Source organism: Blastococcus colisei (genome assembly GCF_006717095.1).
GTDB classification, from domain to species: Bacteria; Actinomycetota; Actinomycetes; order Mycobacteriales; family Geodermatophilaceae; genus Blastococcus_B; species Blastococcus_B colisei.
In genome coordinates this window covers 1,316,734-1,334,701 of the sequence record NZ_VFQE01000001.1, presented here as the reverse complement: position 1 = coordinate 1,334,701, position 17,968 = coordinate 1,316,734, and the positions used below count along the sequence as shown (strand labels likewise).

The following is a 17,968-nucleotide window of genomic DNA, read 5'->3' as shown; positions in this document are numbered from 1 at the left end:
GGTCTGGGTCACGGGGGCAGATTTCACACACGCCGGTCACCCGACGTCACCCCCCAGGCTACATGCCGAGGATCCGGCGGGCGTCGGCGACGTCCTTGTCCATGGCGACCACCAGCGCCGCGACATCCGGGAAGGAGGCCATCGGCCGCAGCCGCTGGACGAACTCGACTCCGACGTGCTCGCCGTAGAGATCGCCCTCGTAGTCGAGCACGTAGGCCTCGACCGTCCGCCGGCTGCCCTGGAAGGTGGGGTTGGTGCCGACGGAAATGGCCGCCGGGTACCGCTCACGGCTGCTTCCGCTGCGCGGATCCCGCGTGACGAGGTGGCCCGCATAGACGCCGTCGGCGGGGATCGCCGTGAACGGCGGGGTCTCCACGTTCGCCGTCGGGTAGCCGAGGTCCCTGCCCCGCCGGTCACCACGGACGACGACGCCGTCGACGCGGTGCGACCGTCCCAGCGCCCGGGCGGCCGACACCATGTCGCCCGCCGCCACGCAGGCACGGATGTACGTGGAGGAGATGGTCACGGTGTCGGTCTGGGAGCCGTCGTCGGACGTGTCCTCGGCGAGCGCCACTCCCTCGACCGCGAAACCGAACCGCCGTCCCTCGACGGTGAGCGTCTCGACGGTGCCCGCCGCCCGGTGGCCGTAGGTGAAGTTCTCGCCCACCACGACCTGCGCGGCATGCAGGTGCTCCACGAGGACGGTGTGGGTGAACGTCTCCGGCGAGAGGCGCATGAACTCCTGCGTGAACGGCAGCACGCACATCGCATCGACACCGAGCTCGGCGACCAGCTCCGCCTTGCGGTCCATCGAGGTGAGGATCGCCGGGTGGGATCCGGGCCGGACCACCTCGGCCGGGTGGGGATCGAAGGTCAGCAGCAGACACGGCCGACGCATCGCCCGGGCCCGGTCGACCGCGGCGCCGATCAGCTTCTGGTGCCCCCGGTGGACGCCGTCGTACATGCCGACCGTGACCACGGTCCGGCCGAGGTCACCGGGGGTGGACTCCAGCCCACGCCAGCGCAGCACGCGACAGCTCGTCCGCGTCGCTCAGGCGATCCGGTGCAGCCAGCCGTGGGTGTCGGCCACCCGCCCGTGCTGGATGTCCAGGAGGGACTCGCGCAGCGCCATGGTCAGCGTCCCCGGGACGCCGGCACCGACCAGGAAGTCGCCGGTGCGGGCCTTGGCCTCGCCGAGCGGGGTGATCACCGCGGCCGTCCCGCAGGCGAAGGTCTCGGTGATCACGCCGTCGGTCACGCCGCTGCGCCACTCGTCGAGAGTGACCTTCCGCTCGGTCACCCGGTGCCCCATGTCCCGGGCGAGGGTGATCAGCGAGTCGCGGGTGATGCCGGGCAGCAGGGTGCCGGAGAGCTCCGGCGTGACCAGCTCGGCGTCCGCGCCGGAGCCGAGGACGAAGAACAGGTTCATCCCGCCCAGCTCCTCGATGTACTTCTTCTCCACGGCGTCGAGGTAGACCACCTGGTCGCAGCCGAGCGCGCTGGCCTGCTGCTGAGGCAGCAGGCTGGCCGCGTAGTTGCCGGCGCACTTGACGTCGCCGGTGCCACCCGGGGCGGCCCGGACGTAGTCCTCGGAGACGTAGACCGAGACCGGCTGGACCCCGCGCGGGAAGTACGCGCCGGCCGGGCTGGCGATGATCAGGAACAGGTACTCGTGCGCCGGCCGGACGCCGAGGAAGGACTCGACCGCGAGCTGGTAGGGCCGCAGGTACAGGGTCTGGTCGGGACCGGTCGGAACCCAGTCGCGGTCGGCGTCGACCAGCGCATCGACGCCGGCGAGGAACGCCTGCTCGGGCACCGGGGGCATCGCCAGCCGTTCGGCGCTGCGCACGAAGCGGGCAGCATTGGCCTCCGGGCGGAAGGTTGCGACGGTGCCGTCGGGCTGGGCGTAGGCCTTGAGCCCTTCGAAGATCGACTGCGCGTAGTGCAGTGCCGCCGCGCCCGGGTCGAGCTGCAGGGGGGCATACCGGGTGAGCCGCGCGTCGTACCAGCCCCGACCGACCTCGTAGCGGGCCACGAACATGTGGTCGGTGAAATGCCGCCCGAACCCCGGATCGGCAAGGATTCCCGCGCGCTCGGCGGCCGGGCGACGCGTCACGTCCTCCACCACGAGCGGCACGCCGTCGGTGAACATCCGCGAGGAGGTACGGCTGTCGGCGAGCGTGTCGGTCATGGCTCCCACCTGCGTGTGCGAAGGATCGGCGCCGCCCCCTGCGGGCGGGGCGGTGCCGCCACACTAGCTGGCGGTCACACCTGGTTCTCCTGGCCGGCGTGCGGCCCGGCGGACTCGAGCACCTCGTAGGACCACAGGTGGTGGGAATCCGACGCGGCCGGCGCGAGGGTGTCCCCTCCCCCGTCGTGGGCGCGGTCGAAGTCCTGCCCCGACTGCCAGGCCTGGTAGTCCTCCTCGCTGCTCCACCGGGTGTAGACCAGGTACTGATCGGTGCCCTCGAGGGGCCGCAGCAGCTCGAACCACTCGAATCCGGGGGTCTTCTCGACGGCCCCGGCGCGGCCCCGGAAGCGCTCCTCGAAACGCTCCTGCTTGTCCTTCGGAACCGTGATCGCGTTGATCTTGACGACGCTCATGGCCCTCCCCTTCCCGACCCGCGCCACGATCAATCGCGCATGCTGGTGCAGTGGACGTACAACGCACCGCCGACCTGGGATTCGCCCGACTCGATCTGGACCGGGCCGAGCGAACCGGCACCCCCGAGGTCGTCTACGCCGCCGGCAAGACGCCGGCCCAGACCGTCGCCTGCCTGGCGGCCCTCCTCGAGGGCGGCGCCTCGCCGGCCTGGGCGACCCGTGTGGACGACGTCACGGCGGGGGCGATCCTCCAGCGGTGGCCGGAGGCGGTCGTGGACGTCGACGCACGGTGCGCCTTCGTGGGCGACCTCCCGGCGCCGGTCGGCGACGTCCTGGTCCTCACCGCCGGGACGTCGGACGGGCCGGTCGCCGCCGAGGTCGCGGCCACCCTCGCGGCGAGCGGGGTGGGCTGCACGCGGGTGGACGACGTCGGCGTGGCCGGGGTGCACCGCGTGCTCGCGGTCGCCCCGGACGTCGCCGCGGCCGATGCGGTCGTCGTCGTCGCGGGCATGGACGGGGCCCTGCCGAGCGTGGTGGCCGGCCTGACCGACCGCCTCGTCGTCGCCGTGCCCACGTCGGTGGGTTACGGCGCGGCGTTCGAGGGCCTGGCCGCGCTGCTGACGATGCTCACCGCCTGCGCGCCTGGCGTGCTCGTGGTCAACATCGACAACGGCTTCGGCGCGGGCGTGGCGGCCGCCCGCATCGCCCGGTCGGCCCAGCGGTAGCGCAGGAGATCAGCGGTAGCGGACCGGGTCGGGCAGGAGCTCGTTCATCGATCCCGACCGGAAGCCGCGCGGGTCCAGCTCCACCCGGGCGAAGCCCGGGACGGCGGCGGCCAGATCGATGCCGTCGGCGACGGCGGCCACCAGCACCGCGTCGACCTCCACCCGGGCGACGTCGCCGCCCAGGTCGCGCACCCGCAGGTCGCGGACCGGCAGTCCGGCGCCGGTCAGGGCATCCCGCAGCGCGCCCTCGGCGCGTTCCACCCGGGCCAGTCCCTCCGCTGTCACGGGGACGCCGTAGGCGATCCGGCTGGCCAGGCAGGCGGCGGCCGGCTTGTCGGCCAGCGGCAGCTCCCAGCGGCGGGCCGCGGCCCGGACGTCGTCCTTGGTCATGCCGGCGCGGGCCAGCGGCGCCCAGGCTCCGCGCTCGGCGGCGGCCCGGATCCCCGGCCGGAAGCCGGCCCGCAGGTCGTCGGCGTTGGTGCCGGTGACCACGTCCACGATGCCGAGGCGCGCGGCCAGCGGAGCGAGGACGTCGACCAGCTCGGCCTTGCAGAACGCGCACCGGTCGCCGGCGTTGGCCCGGTAGCCCGCGCGGGAGAGCTCGTCGGTGCGGGGAAGCTCGTGCCGGACACCCAGCGACCCGGCGAAGCCCGACGCCTCGTCGCGCTCGGACGCCGGCAGGCTCGGCGACACGGCCGTGGCGGCGACGACCCGGTCGGCCCCCAGCACACGGACGGCCGCGGCCAGGACGACGCCGGAGTCCACCCCGCCCGAGAAGGCGACGAGCACGCCCGGGAGCGGCCGGAGCTCGGCGTCGAGCGCGGCGAGGCGGTCGTCGAGAGTGCTCACGTGCGGCAGGTTCTCACGCCGGCGGGAAGCCGACGGCCACCCGCGCGGTCGTGCCGGCGTCCTCCAGCAGGGCGACCAGCCGCCCCTCGGGATCGACGGCGGCGTGCAGGCCGGCCGCGCCGGTGGCCGGGACCCGCTGCCCGTAGCCCAGCGCCCGGGACTCCTCGGCGGTGACCGTCCGCGTCGGGAAGACCGTGGTGGCGGCCTGCGTCAGCGGCAGGAACCCCTCCCCTCCCCCGGCGGCCAGCGCCGCGCCGGCCTCCTCGACCGGGGCCGCGCGCTCGACGGAGAACGGGCCGGACGCGGTGCGGCGCAGCACGGTGAGGTGGCCGCCCACGCCGAGCGCCGCGCCTGCGTCGCGGGCGATGGCACGGATGTACGTGCCGGCCGTGCACGACACCGTCACCGTGACGTCCACGAGCTCCGGCGTCGGCCGCTCGACGCGGTACACGTCGAGCCGGTGCACGGTGACCGACCGCGGCGCCAGCTCGACCGCCTCCCCGGCGCGCACCCGGTCGTAGGAGCGACGACCCTCGACCTTGACCGCGCTCACCGACGAGGGCACCTGCTGCAGCGGGCCGGTCTGGGCCGCCAGGGCCGCGCGGATCGCGACGTCGTCGAGGTGCGCGGCGGAGGTCGTGGCGAGCACCTCGCCCTCGCGGTCGTCGGTGACCGTCGTCTGCCCGAGCCGGATCGTCGCCTCGTAGGTCTTGTCGTGGCCTCCGACGTACCCGAGCAGCCGGGTCGCGGCGCCGACGCCGAGCACGAGCAGCCCCGTGGCCATGGGGTCCAGCGTCCCGGCGTGGCCCACCTTGCGGACCGACAGCACCCGCCGAGCGCGGGCCACGACATCGTGCGAGGTCATGCCACCCGCCTTGTCGACCAGCAGCAGGCCGGGAGGGACGTCGGCGTCCGGTGCGCGCGGGCTCACGCGCCCACCGTTGCAGGCGCGCTCAGCCAGCGGTCACCGGCCACCCGGAGCAGGACGCCGGCCAGCCGCAGGCCGATGAACAGGCACAACCCCGTCCACACCCCCGCCAGGCCCCAGTCCATCGGGCCGGACAGGAGCGACAGCGGCAGGAACCCGACCACCGCCGAGCCGATCGTGACGGTGCGCAGATATCCGACGTCCCCGGCCCCCATCAGGACACCGTCGAGTGCGAACACGACGCCGGCCAGGGGTTGCATGCCGGCCAGGAACCACCACACGACCTCGGCCTGACCGAGGACGGCGGGGTCGTCGGTGAACAGCGGCAGGAGCACGTCGCGGAGCGCGAGGAGGGCGGCCCCGACCAGCACGCCGGTGGCCAGACCCCACAGGACGACGCGGGAGGCGGTGGCGCGCGCCTCCGCCGGGCGGTTCCCGCCGAGCGCTTGCCCCACCAGCGTCTGGGCGGCGATGGCGTAGGCGTCGAGTACCAGGGCGAGGAAGAAGAAGAGCTGCAGGGCAATCTGGTGGGCCCCCAGCGACGCGGTGCCGGCGCGGGCGGCGACCCCGGCGGCGACGAGGAACGACAGCTGCAGCACCGCGGCACGCAGCAGCAGATCCCGACCGATGACCAGCTGGGTCCGCAAGGCCCCCGGGCGTGGCCGCCAGGCCGCTTCCTCCAGGACGAGCGCACGGACGAACAGCACGGCCGTCAGCGTCTGGCCGGCGACGTTCGCGACGGCGGAGCCGACCAGTCCGAGACCGGCCGGGTACACGAGCAGCGGACAGAGGACGAGGCTGAGCAGGCTGCCGGCGAGGACGTAGCGGACCGGGCGTCGTAGCTCCTGCACGCCGCGCAGCCAGCCGTTGCCGGCCAGCGAGATCAGCAGCAGGGGCGCGCCCAGGGAGGCGACGCGCAGCCATTGCTCGCCCGCCTCGGCGACCGGTCCCGGCCCGCCGGCCAGCAGACGGGTGAGCGGACCGGCGAGGACCTGGAACAGCAGGAGGACCGCGAGCCCCAGCACGAGCGCGAGCCAGGTGGCCTGGACCCCCTCGGCGACGGCGCCGTGCCGGTCGCCGGCTCCCGCTCGGCGCGCGGCCCGGGCGGTGGTGCCGTACGCGAGGAAGTTGAGCAGCGCTGCCGCCCAGGCGAGCAGCCCACCGCCGACGGCCAGCCCGCCGAGCGGAACGGTGCCGAGGTTGCCCACGACCGCGGTGTCGACGAGCAGGTACAGCGGCTCCGCCGCCAGGACGACGAGGGCCGGCAGCGCGAGAGAGAGGACGGAGCGCGGTGCTCGCTCGACTGGCCGCGTCATGCGGTCAGGCGGACAGCTCGGCCCGTAGCGCCTCGATCGTCTTCTCCCGATCGAGGTAGGAGCTGTAGCCGGCGGCGAGGACGTGCCCGCCACCGCCGAGCGCCATGGCCACGCGGGCCACGTCGGTCGCTCCCCGCGACCGGAGGGACACCGACCAGGACCCGTCGTCCTGACCCTTGAGGACGCAGGCCACGTCGGCCTCCTCGGTGGCACGCACCACGTCGACCAGTGCCTCGAGCAGTTCACCGGGCAGGCCGTGCTCGGCCGCCTCGGCGGTACTGGACCAGGTCCACACCAGGCCGGCGCCGACGTCGGTCTCGAGGACGGCGCGACCGGTGACCACCGACAGCAGCCCCAGCCAGCCGAAGGGTGCCGTGTCGAACAGGCGCCGGCTGATGTCGGAGTGGTCGATGCCGGTCGCCAGCAGCCGGGCGGCCAGCTCGTGGGTCTCCGGGCGGGTGTTGCCGAAGCGGAAGGAGCCCGTGTCGGCAGCCAGACCGGCGTAGAGCAGGGTCGCCAGCTGGGCGTCCAGGGCAACGCCGAGCTCGTCGAGGAGGCCGGCGACCAGCGTGACGGTGGCGGGAGCCGCGCCGTCGACCAGTCGCACGTCGCCGAAGCCGGGATTGCTGGCGTGGTGGTCGACGACCACGGAGGTACCCGCGTCGTCGAGCAGCACGGCCAGCTCGCCCAGGCGACCGGGCGAGGCCGCGTCCAGGCTGACGAACACGTCGGGCGAGGACGGGACGGTCGACGACGGGACGAGCCCCTCGGCGCCGGGCAGCCAGCCGAGCGACACCGGCAGCGTGAAGGGATTCGGGAAGGTGACGAGGACGCGCGCGCCCCGGCGTCGCAGACCCTCGGCGAGGGCCAGCGTGCTGCCCAGCGCGTCCGCGTCGGGCTGCACGTGCCCCGAGAGGACGACGGTCGCGCGTGCGTCGGCCGCTTCGGCCAGCACGGAGGCGGCGGTGCGAAGCGGGGAGTCAACCGCACGTCGTGAGGTGATCGTCACGCCGATCAGACGTCCGGTCCGGGGTCGGAGACCGGCGGGGCGTTCTGCTCCTCGGTGACCGAGCCCCCGCCCACCGGGTACGTCGAGCCGTCGCTGGGCTCGTCGGCGGTGATGCTCGGGGCGTCGCCCAGCTGGCCGTGCTTGCCACCGTCGGTGGGGTCTCCGGCGTCGGGGACTTCGTGACCGCCCAGGACAGATCTCCCCTGGCCCTCGTCGGGCTCGTGCGGATCCGGGTCGTTCTCACTCACGACGCACTCCTGGTGGTGGCGGGATCGTCGGAACTGTCATCGGCAGTGTCCGACCCGACCGTGCCCTCGCCGTCGTCGTCCTCGTCGTCGTCCTCGGCCGGCTTCCTGTACGGGTCGGCCTCGCCCGCGTACTGGGCGCCCTCCCGCGCGCGGGCGAGCTCGGCGTCGGCGTGTCGCGCCCGCTCGAGCGCCTCCTCCAGCTCCCGCGCGGTGTCGGGGACGATGTCGGCGACGAAGGTCAGCGTCGGCACGAACTTGATGCCGGTCTGCTTGCCGACGGTGGAGCGGAGCACGCCGGTGGCGCTGGTGAGGGCCGCGGCGGAGTCGGCGATCTGGGTCTCGTCGCCGTAGACGGTGTAGAAGACCGTGGCCTCGCGGAGGTCACCGGTCACCCGGGCGTCGGTGACGGTCACCATGCCCAGGCGGGGGTCCTTGATCTGCGTCTCGATCGCGGCGGAGACGATCTGACGGATGCGCACCGCCAGCTTGCGGGCGCGGGCCGGATCGGCCATCGGACCTCCTCGGAGAGGGGTGCCGGTCCCATGTCGTGGACCGGGCACCGTCGGGCAGGACGGAGCGGGCGGCTCAGTCGTCGTCGGTGTCGCTGAAGAGCTGACGATGCGTCGACAGCAGCGTCACCTCCGGCCGCTCGGCGAGCAACCGCTCGCAGGCGTCGAGGACGTCGGTCACCTGTCCGGCGTCCCCCGCGACGGTGGCGACGCCGACCTGCACGCGGCGGTGCAGGTCCTGGTCCCCCACCTCCGCGGCGGCCACGGCGAACCGGCGCCGCAGCTCGGCCACGATCGGCCGCACCGCGGCGCGCTTGCCCTTGAGCGAGTGGACGTCGCCCAGCAGCAGGTCAGCGGTCAGCGTTCCGGTGAACACGCCGACCCCTTCCCCGTTCCCGCTGCCGGGCGACGTCGGCCCCGTCCCGCCCCCGCCGCCGGCGTGCGGACGGCGGGGGCAGGGGGAACTTCCTCAGCTGCGCGGGATCTCGCGCATCTCGAAGGTCTCGATCACGTCGTCGACCTTGATGTCGTTGAACGACCCCAGGCCGATACCGCACTCGTAGCCCTCGCGGACCTCGGTCGCGTCGTCCTTGAACCGGCGGAGCGACTCCACCGACAGGTTGTCGGCGACCACGGCACCGTCGCGCATGAGCCGGGCCTTCGAGTTGCGGACGATCGTGCCGCTGCGGACCAGCGAACCGGCGACGTTGCCGATCTTCGGCACCCGGAAGACCTCGCGGACCTCCGCCGTGCCGAGCTGGACCTCCTCGTAGACGGGCTTGAGCATCCCCTTGAGCGCGGCCTCGATCTCGTCGATGGCCTGGTAGATGACCGTGTAGTACCGGACGTCCACCCCCTCGCGGTTGGCGAGCTCGGTGGCCTGGCCCTCGGCCCGGACGTTGAAGCCCAGGACGATGACGTCGTCGGCCAGCGCCAGGTCGATGTCGCTCTTGGTGATCCCACCGACGCCGCGGTGGATGACCCGCAGCGAGATGTCGTCGTCGACCTCGATCTTCATCAGCGCCTCTTCGAGCGCCTCGACGGTGCCCGAGTTGTCGCCCTTGATGATCAGGTTGAGCTGACGGGTCTCCTTGAGCGCGGCGTCGAGGTCCTCGAGGCTGATCCGCTTGCGCATGGAGGCGTTCTGCGCGTTGCGGATGCGGGCCTGGCGGCGGTCGGCGATCTGCCGTGCCACCCGGTCCTCCTCGACGACCAGGAAGGTGTCACCGGCGCGCGGCACGGAGGTCAGGCCGACGACCTGGACCGGACGCGCGGGCAGGGCCTCTTTGAGCTTGTTGCCGTGCTCGTCGAGCAGCGACCGGACGCGTCCGTAGGCGTCGCCGGCCACGATCGAGTCGCCCTGGCGCAGCGTGCCGCGCTGGACCAGCACCGTGGCGACAGGGCCGCGGCCCTTGTCCAGCTTGCCCTCGATGACCACACCCTGCGGGTCCTGCTCGGTGTTCGCGCGCAGGTCCAACGAGGCATCCGCGGTGAGCAGGATCGCCGTCGTCAGGTCACCCAGACCCTGCCGGGTGATCGCCGAGACGTCGACGAACATCGTGTCGCCGCCGTACTCCTCGGCGACGAGGCCGTACTCGGTGAGCTGCTGGCGGATCTTGGCGGGGTTGGCCCCCTCCTTGTCCACCTTGTTCACCGCGACCACGATCGGCACCTCGGCGGCCTGGGCGTGGTTGAGCGCCTCGACCGTCTGTGGCATGACGCCGTCGTCGGCCGCGACGACCAGGACGACGATGTCGGTGACCTTCGCGCCACGGGCACGCATCGCGGTGAACGACTCGTGACCCGGGGTGTCGATGAAGGTGATCGGCCGCTCGTTGTGCTCCAGCTCGGTGACGATCTGGTATGCGCCGATGTGCTGGGTGATGCCGCCGGCCTCCTTCGACACCACGTTGGCGTGCCGCAGGGCGTCGAGCAGCTTGGTCTTCCCGTGGTCGACGTGACCCATGACGGTCACCACCGGCGGGCGGGACGACCAGTCCTCCTCGTCACCCTCCTCGTCACCGAAGGTGAGGTCGAAGGTCTCGAGCAGCTCGCGGTCCTCGTCCTCGGGGCTGACGACCTGGATGACCCAGTCGATCTCGGCACCGAGAAGCTGCAACGTGTCGTCGTTGACCGACTGCGTCGCGGTGACCATCTCGCCCAGGTGGAACAGGGCGGTGACCAGGGCTGCGGGCTGAGCGTTGATCTTCTCGGCGAGGTCGGTCAGGGACGCACCCCGCGGCAGCCGGACGGTCTGCCCGTTGCCGCGCGGCAGCGAGACGCCGCCCATGCTGGGCGCCGCCATCGAGTCGAATTCCTGACGACGCTGCTTCTTGCTCTTGCGACCGCGGACCGGACCGCGTCCGCCGGGACGGCCGAAGGCACCGGCAGTACCGGCACCCGAGCCACCGCGGCCACGGCCACGACCGCCACCACCGCCCCGGAAGCCGCCACCGGCCGGAGCGCCGGCGCCAGGAGCACCGCCGCCGCCACCGGGACGGAAGCCACCGCCGCCGCCGCCACCGGGACCGCCCGGGCGGCCACGGCCGCCGGGACCGCCGGGACCACCGGGACCGCCGCCGGGACGACCGCCACCGGCCGGCCGGCCGGGCATCATGCCCGGCGACGGACGCTGCGGCATCATCCCCGGGTTGGGACGCGGACCACCGGGGCCGGCGGCCGGACGGGGGCCGCCGGCACCGGGAGCGGGACGCGGACCACCGGGACCGGGGCGGGGACCGCCCGGACCGGCCGCCGGACGCGGGGCACCGGGCGCCGGACGCGCGCCCGGGGCGCCGGGCGCAGCCGGGCCGGGACGAGCCGGGGCGCCGGGTGCCGGCGGTCGGGGCGTGCTGCTGAACGGGTTGTTGCCCGGACGCGGTGCCGGACGGGGGCCGGGGCGGGGACCGGCACCACCCGGAGCCGAGCCACCGGGAGCGGCGGGAGCGGCGGGAGCGGCGGGCGCGGCCCCGCCGGCCGCAGCGGGCCGGGGTGTGGCCGGTCGCGGGGTGGCCGGCTGCTGGGTCGGAGCGCTCGCGGCCGGAGCCTGAGGCGCAGGAGCGGCCGGACGCGGCCCGGGTGCGGCCGGTCGGGCCACGGGAGCGGCGGGGGCAGCGGGAGCGGGAGCAGCCGCGGCCGGGGCCGGGGCCACGGGAGCAGATGCCGCCGGGGCAGCCGGAGCGGGCGCGCTGGGACGCGCGGTCGGCTTGGGGGCCGCCGCGCCGTTGCCGCCGCCGGTGGTGCTGCCGAGGGCCTCACGCAGCCGTCGGGCCACGGGGGCCTCGACGGTGGAGGACGCGGACTTCACGAACTCGCCCTGCTCCTTGAGCTTGGCGAGCACGGTCTTGCTGTCGACACCGAACTCCTTGGCGAGTTCGTGTACGCGGGCTTTGCCTGGCACGGGTCTCCTCTTTGTGAGGCCGGCGGCTTGCCCGCTCGACCTCGTCGTTAGTGGCGCATGGTCATCGTGAGAACTTCACGGCTGAGTCATCCGACTTGCGTCCTGTCGACATGCGGACCGGCCTGGTGCCGATCCGACGTGGAACTGCTGGTGACCGCGCCCGCAGCGTTACCGCGGTGCTCCACCTCTGTGATTCTGCCCGTCCGGGCCCGCGCCCCCGCGGCTTCCGACGAGGAGCCGAGGACGTGGTCCCGGAGCAGACCGACCTCCAACGAGCCGCCGGCGTCTCCGGGGAGACGTAGCGCCCGGCTGAAGGCCCGGCGTCGCTCCGCTGCGTTCAGGCACTCCGGTGTGGGGTGCAGCGACGCCCCCCTTCCGGGGAGCCGCCGCCGGGGATCCGGGACCAGGGCCCCGGAACGCACGACGACACGCAGCAGGTAGCTGGCCGGAGCGCGTTGCCGGCACCCCACGCAGGTGCGGACCGGTTTCGACGTTTCGACCACCCTGCACTCTAGCGCGTGGCGGGGCCGGGATGTTCCGCGCGTCGGGGCGGCGGGCGGTGCGCCGGGGGCCGATGGGCGGGTGGACGGCCTTCAGCGCCCGCGGGAGCGCCGGAACGCAGCGGCGGACGACCCACCCCGGGAGAGGGAGTCGCCGTGTCGTCGTCGGGCTGCGCGTCGCTGCGGATGTCGATCCGGCACCCGGTCAGCCGCGCGGCCAGGCGGGCGTTCTGGCCCTCCTTGCCGATCGCCAGCGACAGCTGGAAGTCCGGGACGATCACCCGGACCGCCTTGGCCTGCGGATCGACGACCCGTGCACTGTTCACCCGCGCGGGGCTCAGCGCCGAGGCGACGAACGTCGCCGGATCCTCGGACCAGTCGACGATGTCGATCTTCTCGCCGTGCAGCTCGCTCATGACGTTGCGCACGCGCTGACCCATCGGGCCGATGCAGGCGCCCTTCGGGTTGAGCCCGGAGACCTTCGTCCGGACGGCGATCTTCGAGCGGTGACCGGCCTCACGGGCGACCGCCACGATCTCGACGCTGCCGTCGGCGATCTCGGGGACCTCGAGGGCGAAGAGCTTGCGCACCAGGTGCGGGTGCGTGCGCGAGACGGTGACCTGGGGTCCCCGGAACGTGCGGGCGACGGACACCACGTAGGCCTTGATCCGACTGCCGTGCGTGTACTCCTCGCCGGGCACCTGCTCGGCCTGCGGCAGGACCGCCTCGACCTTGCCGATGTCGATGAGCACCGTGCCCTGCACGTTGCGGCGGTCGTGCGCCTGCACGATGCCGCTGACGATGTCGCCCTCCTTGCCGGCGTACTCGCCGAAGGTCTGCTCGTGCTCGGCGTCGCGCAGCCGCTGGACGATGACCTGCTTGGCGGTGCTGGCCGCGATCCGGCCGAAGTCGGTCGGGGTGTCGTCCCACTCGCGGACGACCTCGCCGTCGGGGCCGAGCTCCTGGGCGAGCACCGCGACCTCGCCGCTCTTGCGGTCGACGTGGACGCGGACGTGCTTGGCCGCGCCGTCGGCGTGCCGGTAGGCGGTCACCAGCGCGGACTCGATCGCCTCGATCACCGTGTCGGCGGGAATGCCCTTCTCCCGCTCCACCGCCTTGAGCGCGGTGACGTCGATGTTCACTGTGCTCCTCCTCGCGCCCGCGACGCGTCGCCGTGCTCGGCGCCGTCGTGCAGGTCGTCGTCGTCCACGTCGTCGTGCAGGTCGTCGTCGTCCACGTCGTCGTGCAGGTCGTCGTCGGGGGCTGCGCCGCCCCCCTGCCCGCCGCGCCCGAACTCCACCTGCACCCGTCCGCTGCCGAGCTCCGCCCAGGGCACCTCGCGCGGCGTGGGCGCCTTCTTCTTCGCACCCGGCCTGCCCTGCGCCTCGACGGCCAGGGTCACCCCGGCCGCCTCCACAGCGACGACCCGGCCGGTGACCTCATGCGCGTGGCCGGCCGGACCGACGGCGACGGTCACCAGGCGGCCGGTGTTGCGCCGCCAGTGCCGCTGCTCGGTCAAGGGGCGGTCCACGCCCGGGCTGGTCACCTCCAGCACGTAGGGCGTGCGGCCCATGCCGTCGTCGTTCTGGTCGAGCACCTCCGAGACCGCCCGGCTGACCTCGGCGACGTCGTCGAGGGTCACGCCCTGATCCCGGTCGACGACGACCCGGACGACGCTGCGTCGGCCGGCCGGGGTCACGACCAACTCCTCCAGGTCGTACCCGGCCGCAGCGACGACGGGCTCTATCCATCCGGCCAGCCGGGCGGTCGCCGGATCCGTGCGCTGGGTGCCGTGAGAGGTGGACACGGTCTCCTTCTCCGGGCTCGAGCGGCCGCCTCGTGCGGAACGCACTACCCCGCCGACCGGGCGCGCACCGGCCGTCGGCGCAGGTCGGGCCCGGGTGGAGGGGAAGAGGTCAGGCTACCGCCCCACGGACCGCCGTCCGACCACGCACCGGAGACCGGTCCTGGGGACCGAGGGGTGCACGGGACGGACGCGGACGCGCCTGGTCGCACTACCGACCCCGGGGCGTCCCGACTGCGAGAATGGCCGTGATGTCTCCTCCGCTCCCCTCCGGCCCTCCGGGCTTCTCCCGGCGCACCCTGCTGGCGGCCTCCGCTGCGGGGCTGGCGGTCCTCGCGACCGGGTGCACCTCGTCGTCGGCGGACGAGCGGGAGAAGGTCACCGGCCGGCAGGCCGACGAGCTGAGCGCTCAGGTCGCGGTGCAGGAGACCGTGGTGTCGGCCTTCGTCGCGGCGGCTGCCGCCGATCCGGCACTGGCCGCAGAGGTGGCCGAACTCGCCGCCCAGGCCGACGAGCAGCTGAGCCGCCTGCGGGCCGCTGCCCCCGGGAGCTCGACGTCCGCGGCTCCGTCGTCCGGCGGGGCACCAGCGGCCCCGGAGACGCGCGCGTGGCTGCGCGGACAGGTCGCGGCGGCCGCGGCCTCCCACGCCGCCGCGTGCGTCGGCCAGTCGGGGGCCCGCGCGGCTCTGCTGGGATCGATCTCCGCAGGGCTCGCCGGGCAGGACGGGAGACTGGCATGACGGGCAACGGCAATGGCTGACCGGACGACCGGCACGGGGGCCCTCGACGAGCAGACCGAGAACGCCGCGCTCACCGAGGCCCTGGCGGCCGAGCACGCCGCGATTTGGGGTTACGGCGTCGTGGGGGCCGCGCTCCCCGCGGAGGTCCAGGGGCTCGCGGCGGCGTCCGAGGTGGCCCATCGCGACGCTCGCGACCGGCTGATCACCCTGCTCGCCGAGCGCGACACCGACCCGGTGGGCACCCAGGGCGGCTACTCGCTCCCCTTCCCGGTGCTGTCGGCGACCGACGCGGCAGCGCTGGCCGTGGCGCTGGAGGACGGCGTCGCGGCGGCGTGGGTGCGTGTCCTGGACCAGGCCGTCGAGCGGACCACCCGGGAACTGGCGGTCGGCGTCCTCAGCGCCACCGAGGTCCGCGCGGTGGGCTGGCGGAGCGCCGCCGGTCAGACCCCGGTGACCCGCGCCTTCCCCGGACTCCCCGCGAGCTAGCACCCGCACACGCCCGTGCGATGACCGGGGCGGGACGGAAGAGGTCAGCCCAAGGCGCCGAGGAAGGCATCGGTGACGGCCACCGCCGCGCTGCTGGACTGACCGCCCTCCACGAGAACCGCGAACGCGATGTCGCCCTGGGGTCCGGCGAGCTGATAGCCCACGAACCAGCCGTGCGAGTCCGGCGGGGTGTTGGTGCCGTACTCGGCCGTTCCGGTCTTGCCGTACACCTCGCCCCGGTCGTTCAGCGCCGTCGCCGTCCCCGACAGCACCACCTGCCGCATCATCGGCCGCAGTGCGTCGAGCACCGCCTGTCCCGGCCCAGGGGGCACGGGACCGGCGGGCTCCGCCCCCACCACCTCGACGGGTGCCACCGGCGTCCCGCCGGCGATCCCGGCAGCGACGAGTGCCATCTGAGCAGGGCTCATCAGCACCTGGCCCTGGCCGATCGCGTTCGCCGCCTTGGCCGTCCCCGTGCTGTCGGCCGGCACGCTGCCGCTGAAGATGCCCACCGGGAGCTGCCAGTCGGTGCCGACGCCGTAGGACGCCGCCGCTGCGGCCAGCGCCTCGTTCGGCAGGCCGAGCCCCAGCTCGATGAACGTCGTGTTGCACGACTGGGCGAAGGCCTCGGTGAACGGCACGGTGCCGAGGTCGAACTGGTCCTGGTTCTCGAACTCCCGGCCCTCGACGACGGTGGTGGCGGGGCAGGCCACCGGCGTGTCCGGAGTCACCGCGCCAGCGGACAGCAGGGCCGTGGCGGTGATCGCCTTCATGCTCGACCCGGGCGGGAACTGGCCCCTGAGCGCGTTACCGGCGTCAGCCACCTCGTTGGACGACACGGCCAGGATCTCGCCGGTGCCCGGACGCACGACGACCAGGTGGGTGGGCTGCTGCTGCGTGGCCACGGCGGCGTCGGCGGCGTTCTGCAGGGCGGGGACCAGCGGCGTCTGCACGGGGTTGCCGGGTTCCGGGGCCACCGCGGCGATCTCCACACCCGTGTCGCCCGTGGCCTCGTCGGTGCTGACCACGGACACGGTGAAGCCGGCGGCGCCGGAGAGCTGCTCCTGGAAGGCGCGCTGCAGCCCCGAGAGCCCGAGCTGGTCCCCTGCCGCGTAGCGCGGCGAGCCGTCGTCCTGCGACTCCTCGATGACCTCGGCAGTGGCAGCCCCGACGCGACCGAGCATGGCCTCGGCGAACCGGGCCGTCGGCGCCAGCAGGCGGGTGTCGGTGGGGAAGACGGCGCCGGGGAGGTCGAACACCTGGGCGCGGATCGCCTCGAAGTCCGGCCTCCGGAGCGTGATCACGGGGACGAACTGTCCCTCCGGGGCGGCCTCGACGTCGGCGATGATGTCCTCGGCGGCGATGCCGGTCGCCGCCGACAGGGCCGCCGCGAGCGACGGCAGGTCGGTGACCTGGGCCGGGTCGACGCCGACGTTGACGACCTCCGTCGGCGTGAACAGCGGCGCGCCCGTGGCGTCGGTGATGGGGGCCCGCTCCGGCAGGCTGCGGGTCAGCTCCAGGTGCTGCCCCTCGCCCAGTCCGGGGTGCACGAGGGCGGGCTCGGCCACGACCTGCCACTCGTCGTCGCCCTCCTCCAGGCGCAGTGTCGACTCGTAGGTCCACTCGGGTGCGGCCACGAGGTCCCAGGTGGCCGTCCAGCCGACGGTGGCGGTGCCGTCCTCGACGGTGACCTCGCCGATCTCGGTGTCGAGCTCCGCCCCGGGCAGGTCCGCCGCGGTCTGCTCCAGGAGCGTGGTGGCCACGTCCGGGTCCGTCGTCGAGCGCGCGGCGGCGGCGAGGTCGCCCTCGGCCCAGACGTCCAGGAAGCTCGTCGCCGCCTGCCGGACGTCGTCTTCGGCACCGCCGGAACAGGCAGCCAGGACCGGCGCGGAGAGCAGCAGTACGGCGGTGGCGAGAGCGGGAGTGGTGCGGGGGCGGATCCACGTCGGCACGGCCACAGCCTGTCAGACGTCAACCGTCGGTCATCAGAACAGCACGCTGGCGTACTGCCCGACCTCCCGGAACCCCACCCTGCGGTAGGCGGCGCGGGCCGCGGTGTTGAAGTCGTTGACGTAGAGGCTGACCACCGGGGCGATCGTCGCCAGCGCGTACTCGACGACCGCCGCCGTCCCCGCCGTCCCGATGCCGCGCCCCCGGTGTTCCGGCGCCACCCACACGCCCTGGACCTGGCAGGCCGCCCGGGAGACAGCACCGATCTCGGCCTTGAACAGCACCTTCCCGCGCTCGATCCAGGCCAGGGACTGGCCCGCCCGCACCAGCTCCGCCACCCGGGCGCGGTAACCGGCTCCCCCGTCGATGCGCAGCGGGCTGACCCCGACCTCCTCGGTGAACATCGCCACGGCAGCGGGCAGCAGCGTGTCGAGCTCGGCCGGCAGGACCGGTCGGACCCGCGGTTCGGCTGGAACCGCCGCCGGCCGGTCGATGGCCATGAGCGGCTGGCACGGCCGGTGGTCCCGCGCGGGGCCCCAGTGCGGGGCCAGCAGGTCCCAGAGCGGGGCCACCGAGGCGGCCGGGCCCACGACGGTCGAACAGCGCCGGCCGGCACGGCGGGCCCGATCGGCGAACGCCGCGGCCGCGGCGCGCTCGGCGCCGGGGACGGTGAAGGGGATGAGGTTCGCGCCGGCCAGGCACACCGCCTCCAGGTGGCTGCCGCCGCCGAAGCCCCACAGCGGCGCCCCGAGGGCGGACGGCGCGGTGCCCGCCGTCTCGACGCGGCCGGCGAGGACGCACGCCGCCACCGGGTCGCTGGCCAGCAGCCGGTGGACGGCGGTCTCGTCGCCCTCGTCCAGGACCCGGGCGGTGGGTGTTCGGAGCACAGCGGTGCCAGGC

19 protein-coding genes and 1 pseudogene are annotated in these 17,968 nt (G+C 74.1%); 3 read left to right on the top strand and 17 right to left on the bottom strand.

Going from position 1 to position 17,968, the window contains the following annotated elements:
• Positions 1-58: 58 nt before the first annotated feature.
• The 3 genes from FHU33_RS06405 to FHU33_RS06395 all read right to left on the bottom strand — a co-directional run bounded on the left by FHU33_RS06405 (position 59) and on the right by FHU33_RS06395 (position 2,604).
• Positions 59-1,030 (bottom strand): bifunctional riboflavin kinase/FAD synthetase, encoded by a 972-nt coding sequence (locus FHU33_RS06405; protein ID WP_142024591.1) that lies wholly within the window; start codon positions 1,028-1,030, stop codon positions 59-61.
• Between the two features lie 21 nt (positions 1,031-1,051).
• Positions 1,052-2,191, bottom strand: coding sequence for a branched-chain amino acid aminotransferase (locus FHU33_RS06400; protein ID WP_142024590.1), 1,140 nt, complete (start codon positions 2,189-2,191; stop codon positions 1,052-1,054).
• A gap of 74 nt (positions 2,192-2,265) precedes the next feature.
• Positions 2,266-2,604, bottom strand: a complete 339-nt coding sequence (locus FHU33_RS06395) for an antibiotic biosynthesis monooxygenase family protein (RefSeq protein WP_142024589.1) — start codon at positions 2,602-2,604, stop codon at positions 2,266-2,268.
• 50 nt (positions 2,605-2,654) lie between these two features.
• On the opposite strand from FHU33_RS06395, the gene larB reads away from it, so the two are divergent.
• Positions 2,655-3,329 carry a nickel pincer cofactor biosynthesis protein LarB gene (gene larB / locus FHU33_RS06390; RefSeq protein WP_142024588.1) on the top strand — a complete coding sequence of 225 codons (675 nt, stop codon included), beginning with the start codon at positions 2,655-2,657 and terminating at the stop codon, positions 3,327-3,329.
• 9 nt (positions 3,330-3,338) lie between these two features.
• On the opposite strand, the gene larE is transcribed toward larB, so the two are convergent.
• From larE to rimP, 12 genes and pseudogenes are all read right to left on the bottom strand, one after another.
• The gene (gene larE, locus FHU33_RS06385; protein ID WP_142024587.1) at positions 3,339-4,178 is read right to left on the bottom strand and encodes an ATP-dependent sacrificial sulfur transferase LarE; all 840 of its coding nucleotides are present in this window, start codon (positions 4,176-4,178) and stop codon (positions 3,339-3,341) included.
• A gap of 13 nt (positions 4,179-4,191) precedes the next feature.
• Complete coding sequence (truB, locus tag FHU33_RS06380) at positions 4,192-5,109, bottom strand: tRNA pseudouridine(55) synthase TruB (protein WP_142024586.1); 918 nt, start codon at positions 5,107-5,109, stop codon at positions 4,192-4,194.
• Positions 5,106-6,422, bottom strand: a complete 1,317-nt coding sequence (locus FHU33_RS06375) for an MATE family efflux transporter (protein ID WP_142024585.1) — start codon at positions 6,420-6,422, stop codon at positions 5,106-5,108. The genes truB and FHU33_RS06375 overlap by 4 nt, the downstream gene beginning before the upstream one ends.
• A gap of 4 nt (positions 6,423-6,426) precedes the next feature.
• Positions 6,427-7,377: a DHH family phosphoesterase gene (locus FHU33_RS06370; protein WP_246063340.1), complete on the bottom strand. Its 951-nt coding sequence runs from the start codon at positions 7,375-7,377 to the stop codon at positions 6,427-6,429.
• 59 nt (positions 7,378-7,436) lie between these two features.
• Positions 7,437-7,679, bottom strand: coding sequence for a hypothetical protein (locus FHU33_RS06365; protein WP_142024584.1), 243 nt, complete (start codon positions 7,677-7,679; stop codon positions 7,437-7,439).
• Positions 7,676-8,191: a 30S ribosome-binding factor RbfA gene (gene rbfA, locus FHU33_RS06360; RefSeq protein ID WP_142024583.1), complete on the bottom strand. Its 516-nt coding sequence runs from the start codon at positions 8,189-8,191 to the stop codon at positions 7,676-7,678. The genes FHU33_RS06365 and rbfA overlap by 4 nt, the downstream gene beginning before the upstream one ends.
• Before the next feature lie 73 nt (positions 8,192-8,264).
• Positions 8,265-8,564 (bottom strand): DUF503 domain-containing protein, encoded by a 300-nt coding sequence (locus FHU33_RS06355; RefSeq protein ID WP_142024582.1) that lies wholly within the window; start codon positions 8,562-8,564, stop codon positions 8,265-8,267.
• 93 nt (positions 8,565-8,657) lie between these two features.
• Positions 8,658-10,493 (bottom strand): translation initiation factor IF-2, encoded by a 1,836-nt coding sequence (gene infB / locus FHU33_RS25700; RefSeq protein ID WP_246063888.1) that lies wholly within the window; start codon positions 10,491-10,493, stop codon positions 8,658-8,660.
• A gap of 951 nt (positions 10,494-11,444) precedes the next feature.
• Positions 11,445-11,588 (bottom strand): annotated as a pseudogene (locus FHU33_RS26150) (translation initiation factor IF-2 N-terminal domain-containing protein); the annotation flags it as partial.
• Positions 11,589-11,674: 86 nt separating this feature from the next.
• Positions 11,675-12,058, bottom strand: coding sequence for a YlxR family protein (locus FHU33_RS06345; RefSeq protein WP_281281671.1), 384 nt, complete (start codon positions 12,056-12,058; stop codon positions 11,675-11,677).
• 41 nt (positions 12,059-12,099) lie between these two features.
• Positions 12,100-13,230 carry a transcription termination factor NusA gene (gene nusA, locus FHU33_RS06340; RefSeq protein ID WP_142024579.1) on the bottom strand — a complete coding sequence of 377 codons (1,131 nt, stop codon included), beginning with the start codon at positions 13,228-13,230 and terminating at the stop codon, positions 12,100-12,102.
• Positions 13,227-13,895: a ribosome maturation factor RimP gene (rimP, locus tag FHU33_RS06335; protein WP_142024578.1), complete on the bottom strand. Its 669-nt coding sequence runs from the start codon at positions 13,893-13,895 to the stop codon at positions 13,227-13,229. The genes nusA and rimP overlap by 4 nt, the downstream gene beginning before the upstream one ends.
• Before the next feature lie 248 nt (positions 13,896-14,143).
• Here rimP and FHU33_RS06330 point away from each other — a divergent pair, with 248 nt between their 5' ends.
• Both FHU33_RS06330 and FHU33_RS06325 read left to right on the top strand, forming a co-directional pair.
• On the top strand, positions 14,144-14,632 hold the full coding sequence (locus FHU33_RS06330; RefSeq protein ID WP_142024577.1) for a hypothetical protein: 489 nt from the start codon (positions 14,144-14,146) through the stop codon (positions 14,630-14,632).
• Positions 14,633-14,644: 12 nt separating this feature from the next.
• Entirely contained in the window at positions 14,645-15,118 is a 474-nt protein-coding gene (locus tag FHU33_RS06325) for a ferritin-like domain-containing protein (RefSeq protein ID WP_142024576.1), read from the top strand.
• A 44-nt stretch (positions 15,119-15,162) separates the two neighbouring features.
• On the opposite strand, the gene FHU33_RS06320 is transcribed toward FHU33_RS06325, so the two are convergent.
• Both FHU33_RS06320 and FHU33_RS06315 read right to left on the bottom strand, forming a co-directional pair.
• On the bottom strand, positions 15,163-17,070 hold the full coding sequence (locus FHU33_RS06320; protein WP_246063336.1) for a penicillin-binding transpeptidase domain-containing protein: 1,908 nt from the start codon (positions 17,068-17,070) through the stop codon (positions 15,163-15,165).
• Positions 17,071-17,103: 33 nt separating this feature from the next.
• On the bottom strand, positions 17,104-17,955 hold the full coding sequence (locus tag FHU33_RS06315) for a GNAT family N-acetyltransferase (protein WP_142024575.1): 852 nt from the start codon (positions 17,953-17,955) through the stop codon (positions 17,104-17,106).
• Positions 17,956-17,968: the final 13 nt, after the last annotated feature.

Bases quoted from the DNA above. Each gene is read 5' to 3' on its own strand.
- FHU33_RS06330 (WP_142024577.1), top strand. From the start codon at position 14,144: ATGTCTCCTCCGCTCCCCTCCGGCCCTCCGGGCTTCTCCCGGCGCACC.
- infB (WP_246063888.1), bottom strand. From the start codon at position 10,493: ATGGCGGCGCCCAGCATGGGCGGCGTCTCGCTGCCGCGCGGCAACGGG.
- FHU33_RS06400 (WP_142024590.1), bottom strand. From the start codon at position 2,191: ATGACCGACACGCTCGCCGACAGCCGTACCTCCTCGCGGATGTTCACC.
- FHU33_RS06395 (WP_142024589.1), bottom strand. From the start codon at position 2,604: ATGAGCGTCGTCAAGATCAACGCGATCACGGTTCCGAAGGACAAGCAG.
- rbfA (WP_142024583.1), bottom strand. From the start codon at position 8,191: ATGGCCGATCCGGCCCGCGCCCGCAAGCTGGCGGTGCGCATCCGTCAG.
- FHU33_RS06325 (WP_142024576.1), top strand. From the start codon at position 14,645: ATGGCTGACCGGACGACCGGCACGGGGGCCCTCGACGAGCAGACCGAG.
- FHU33_RS06375 (WP_142024585.1), bottom strand. From the start codon at position 6,422: ATGACGCGGCCAGTCGAGCGAGCACCGCGCTCCGTCCTCTCTCTCGCG.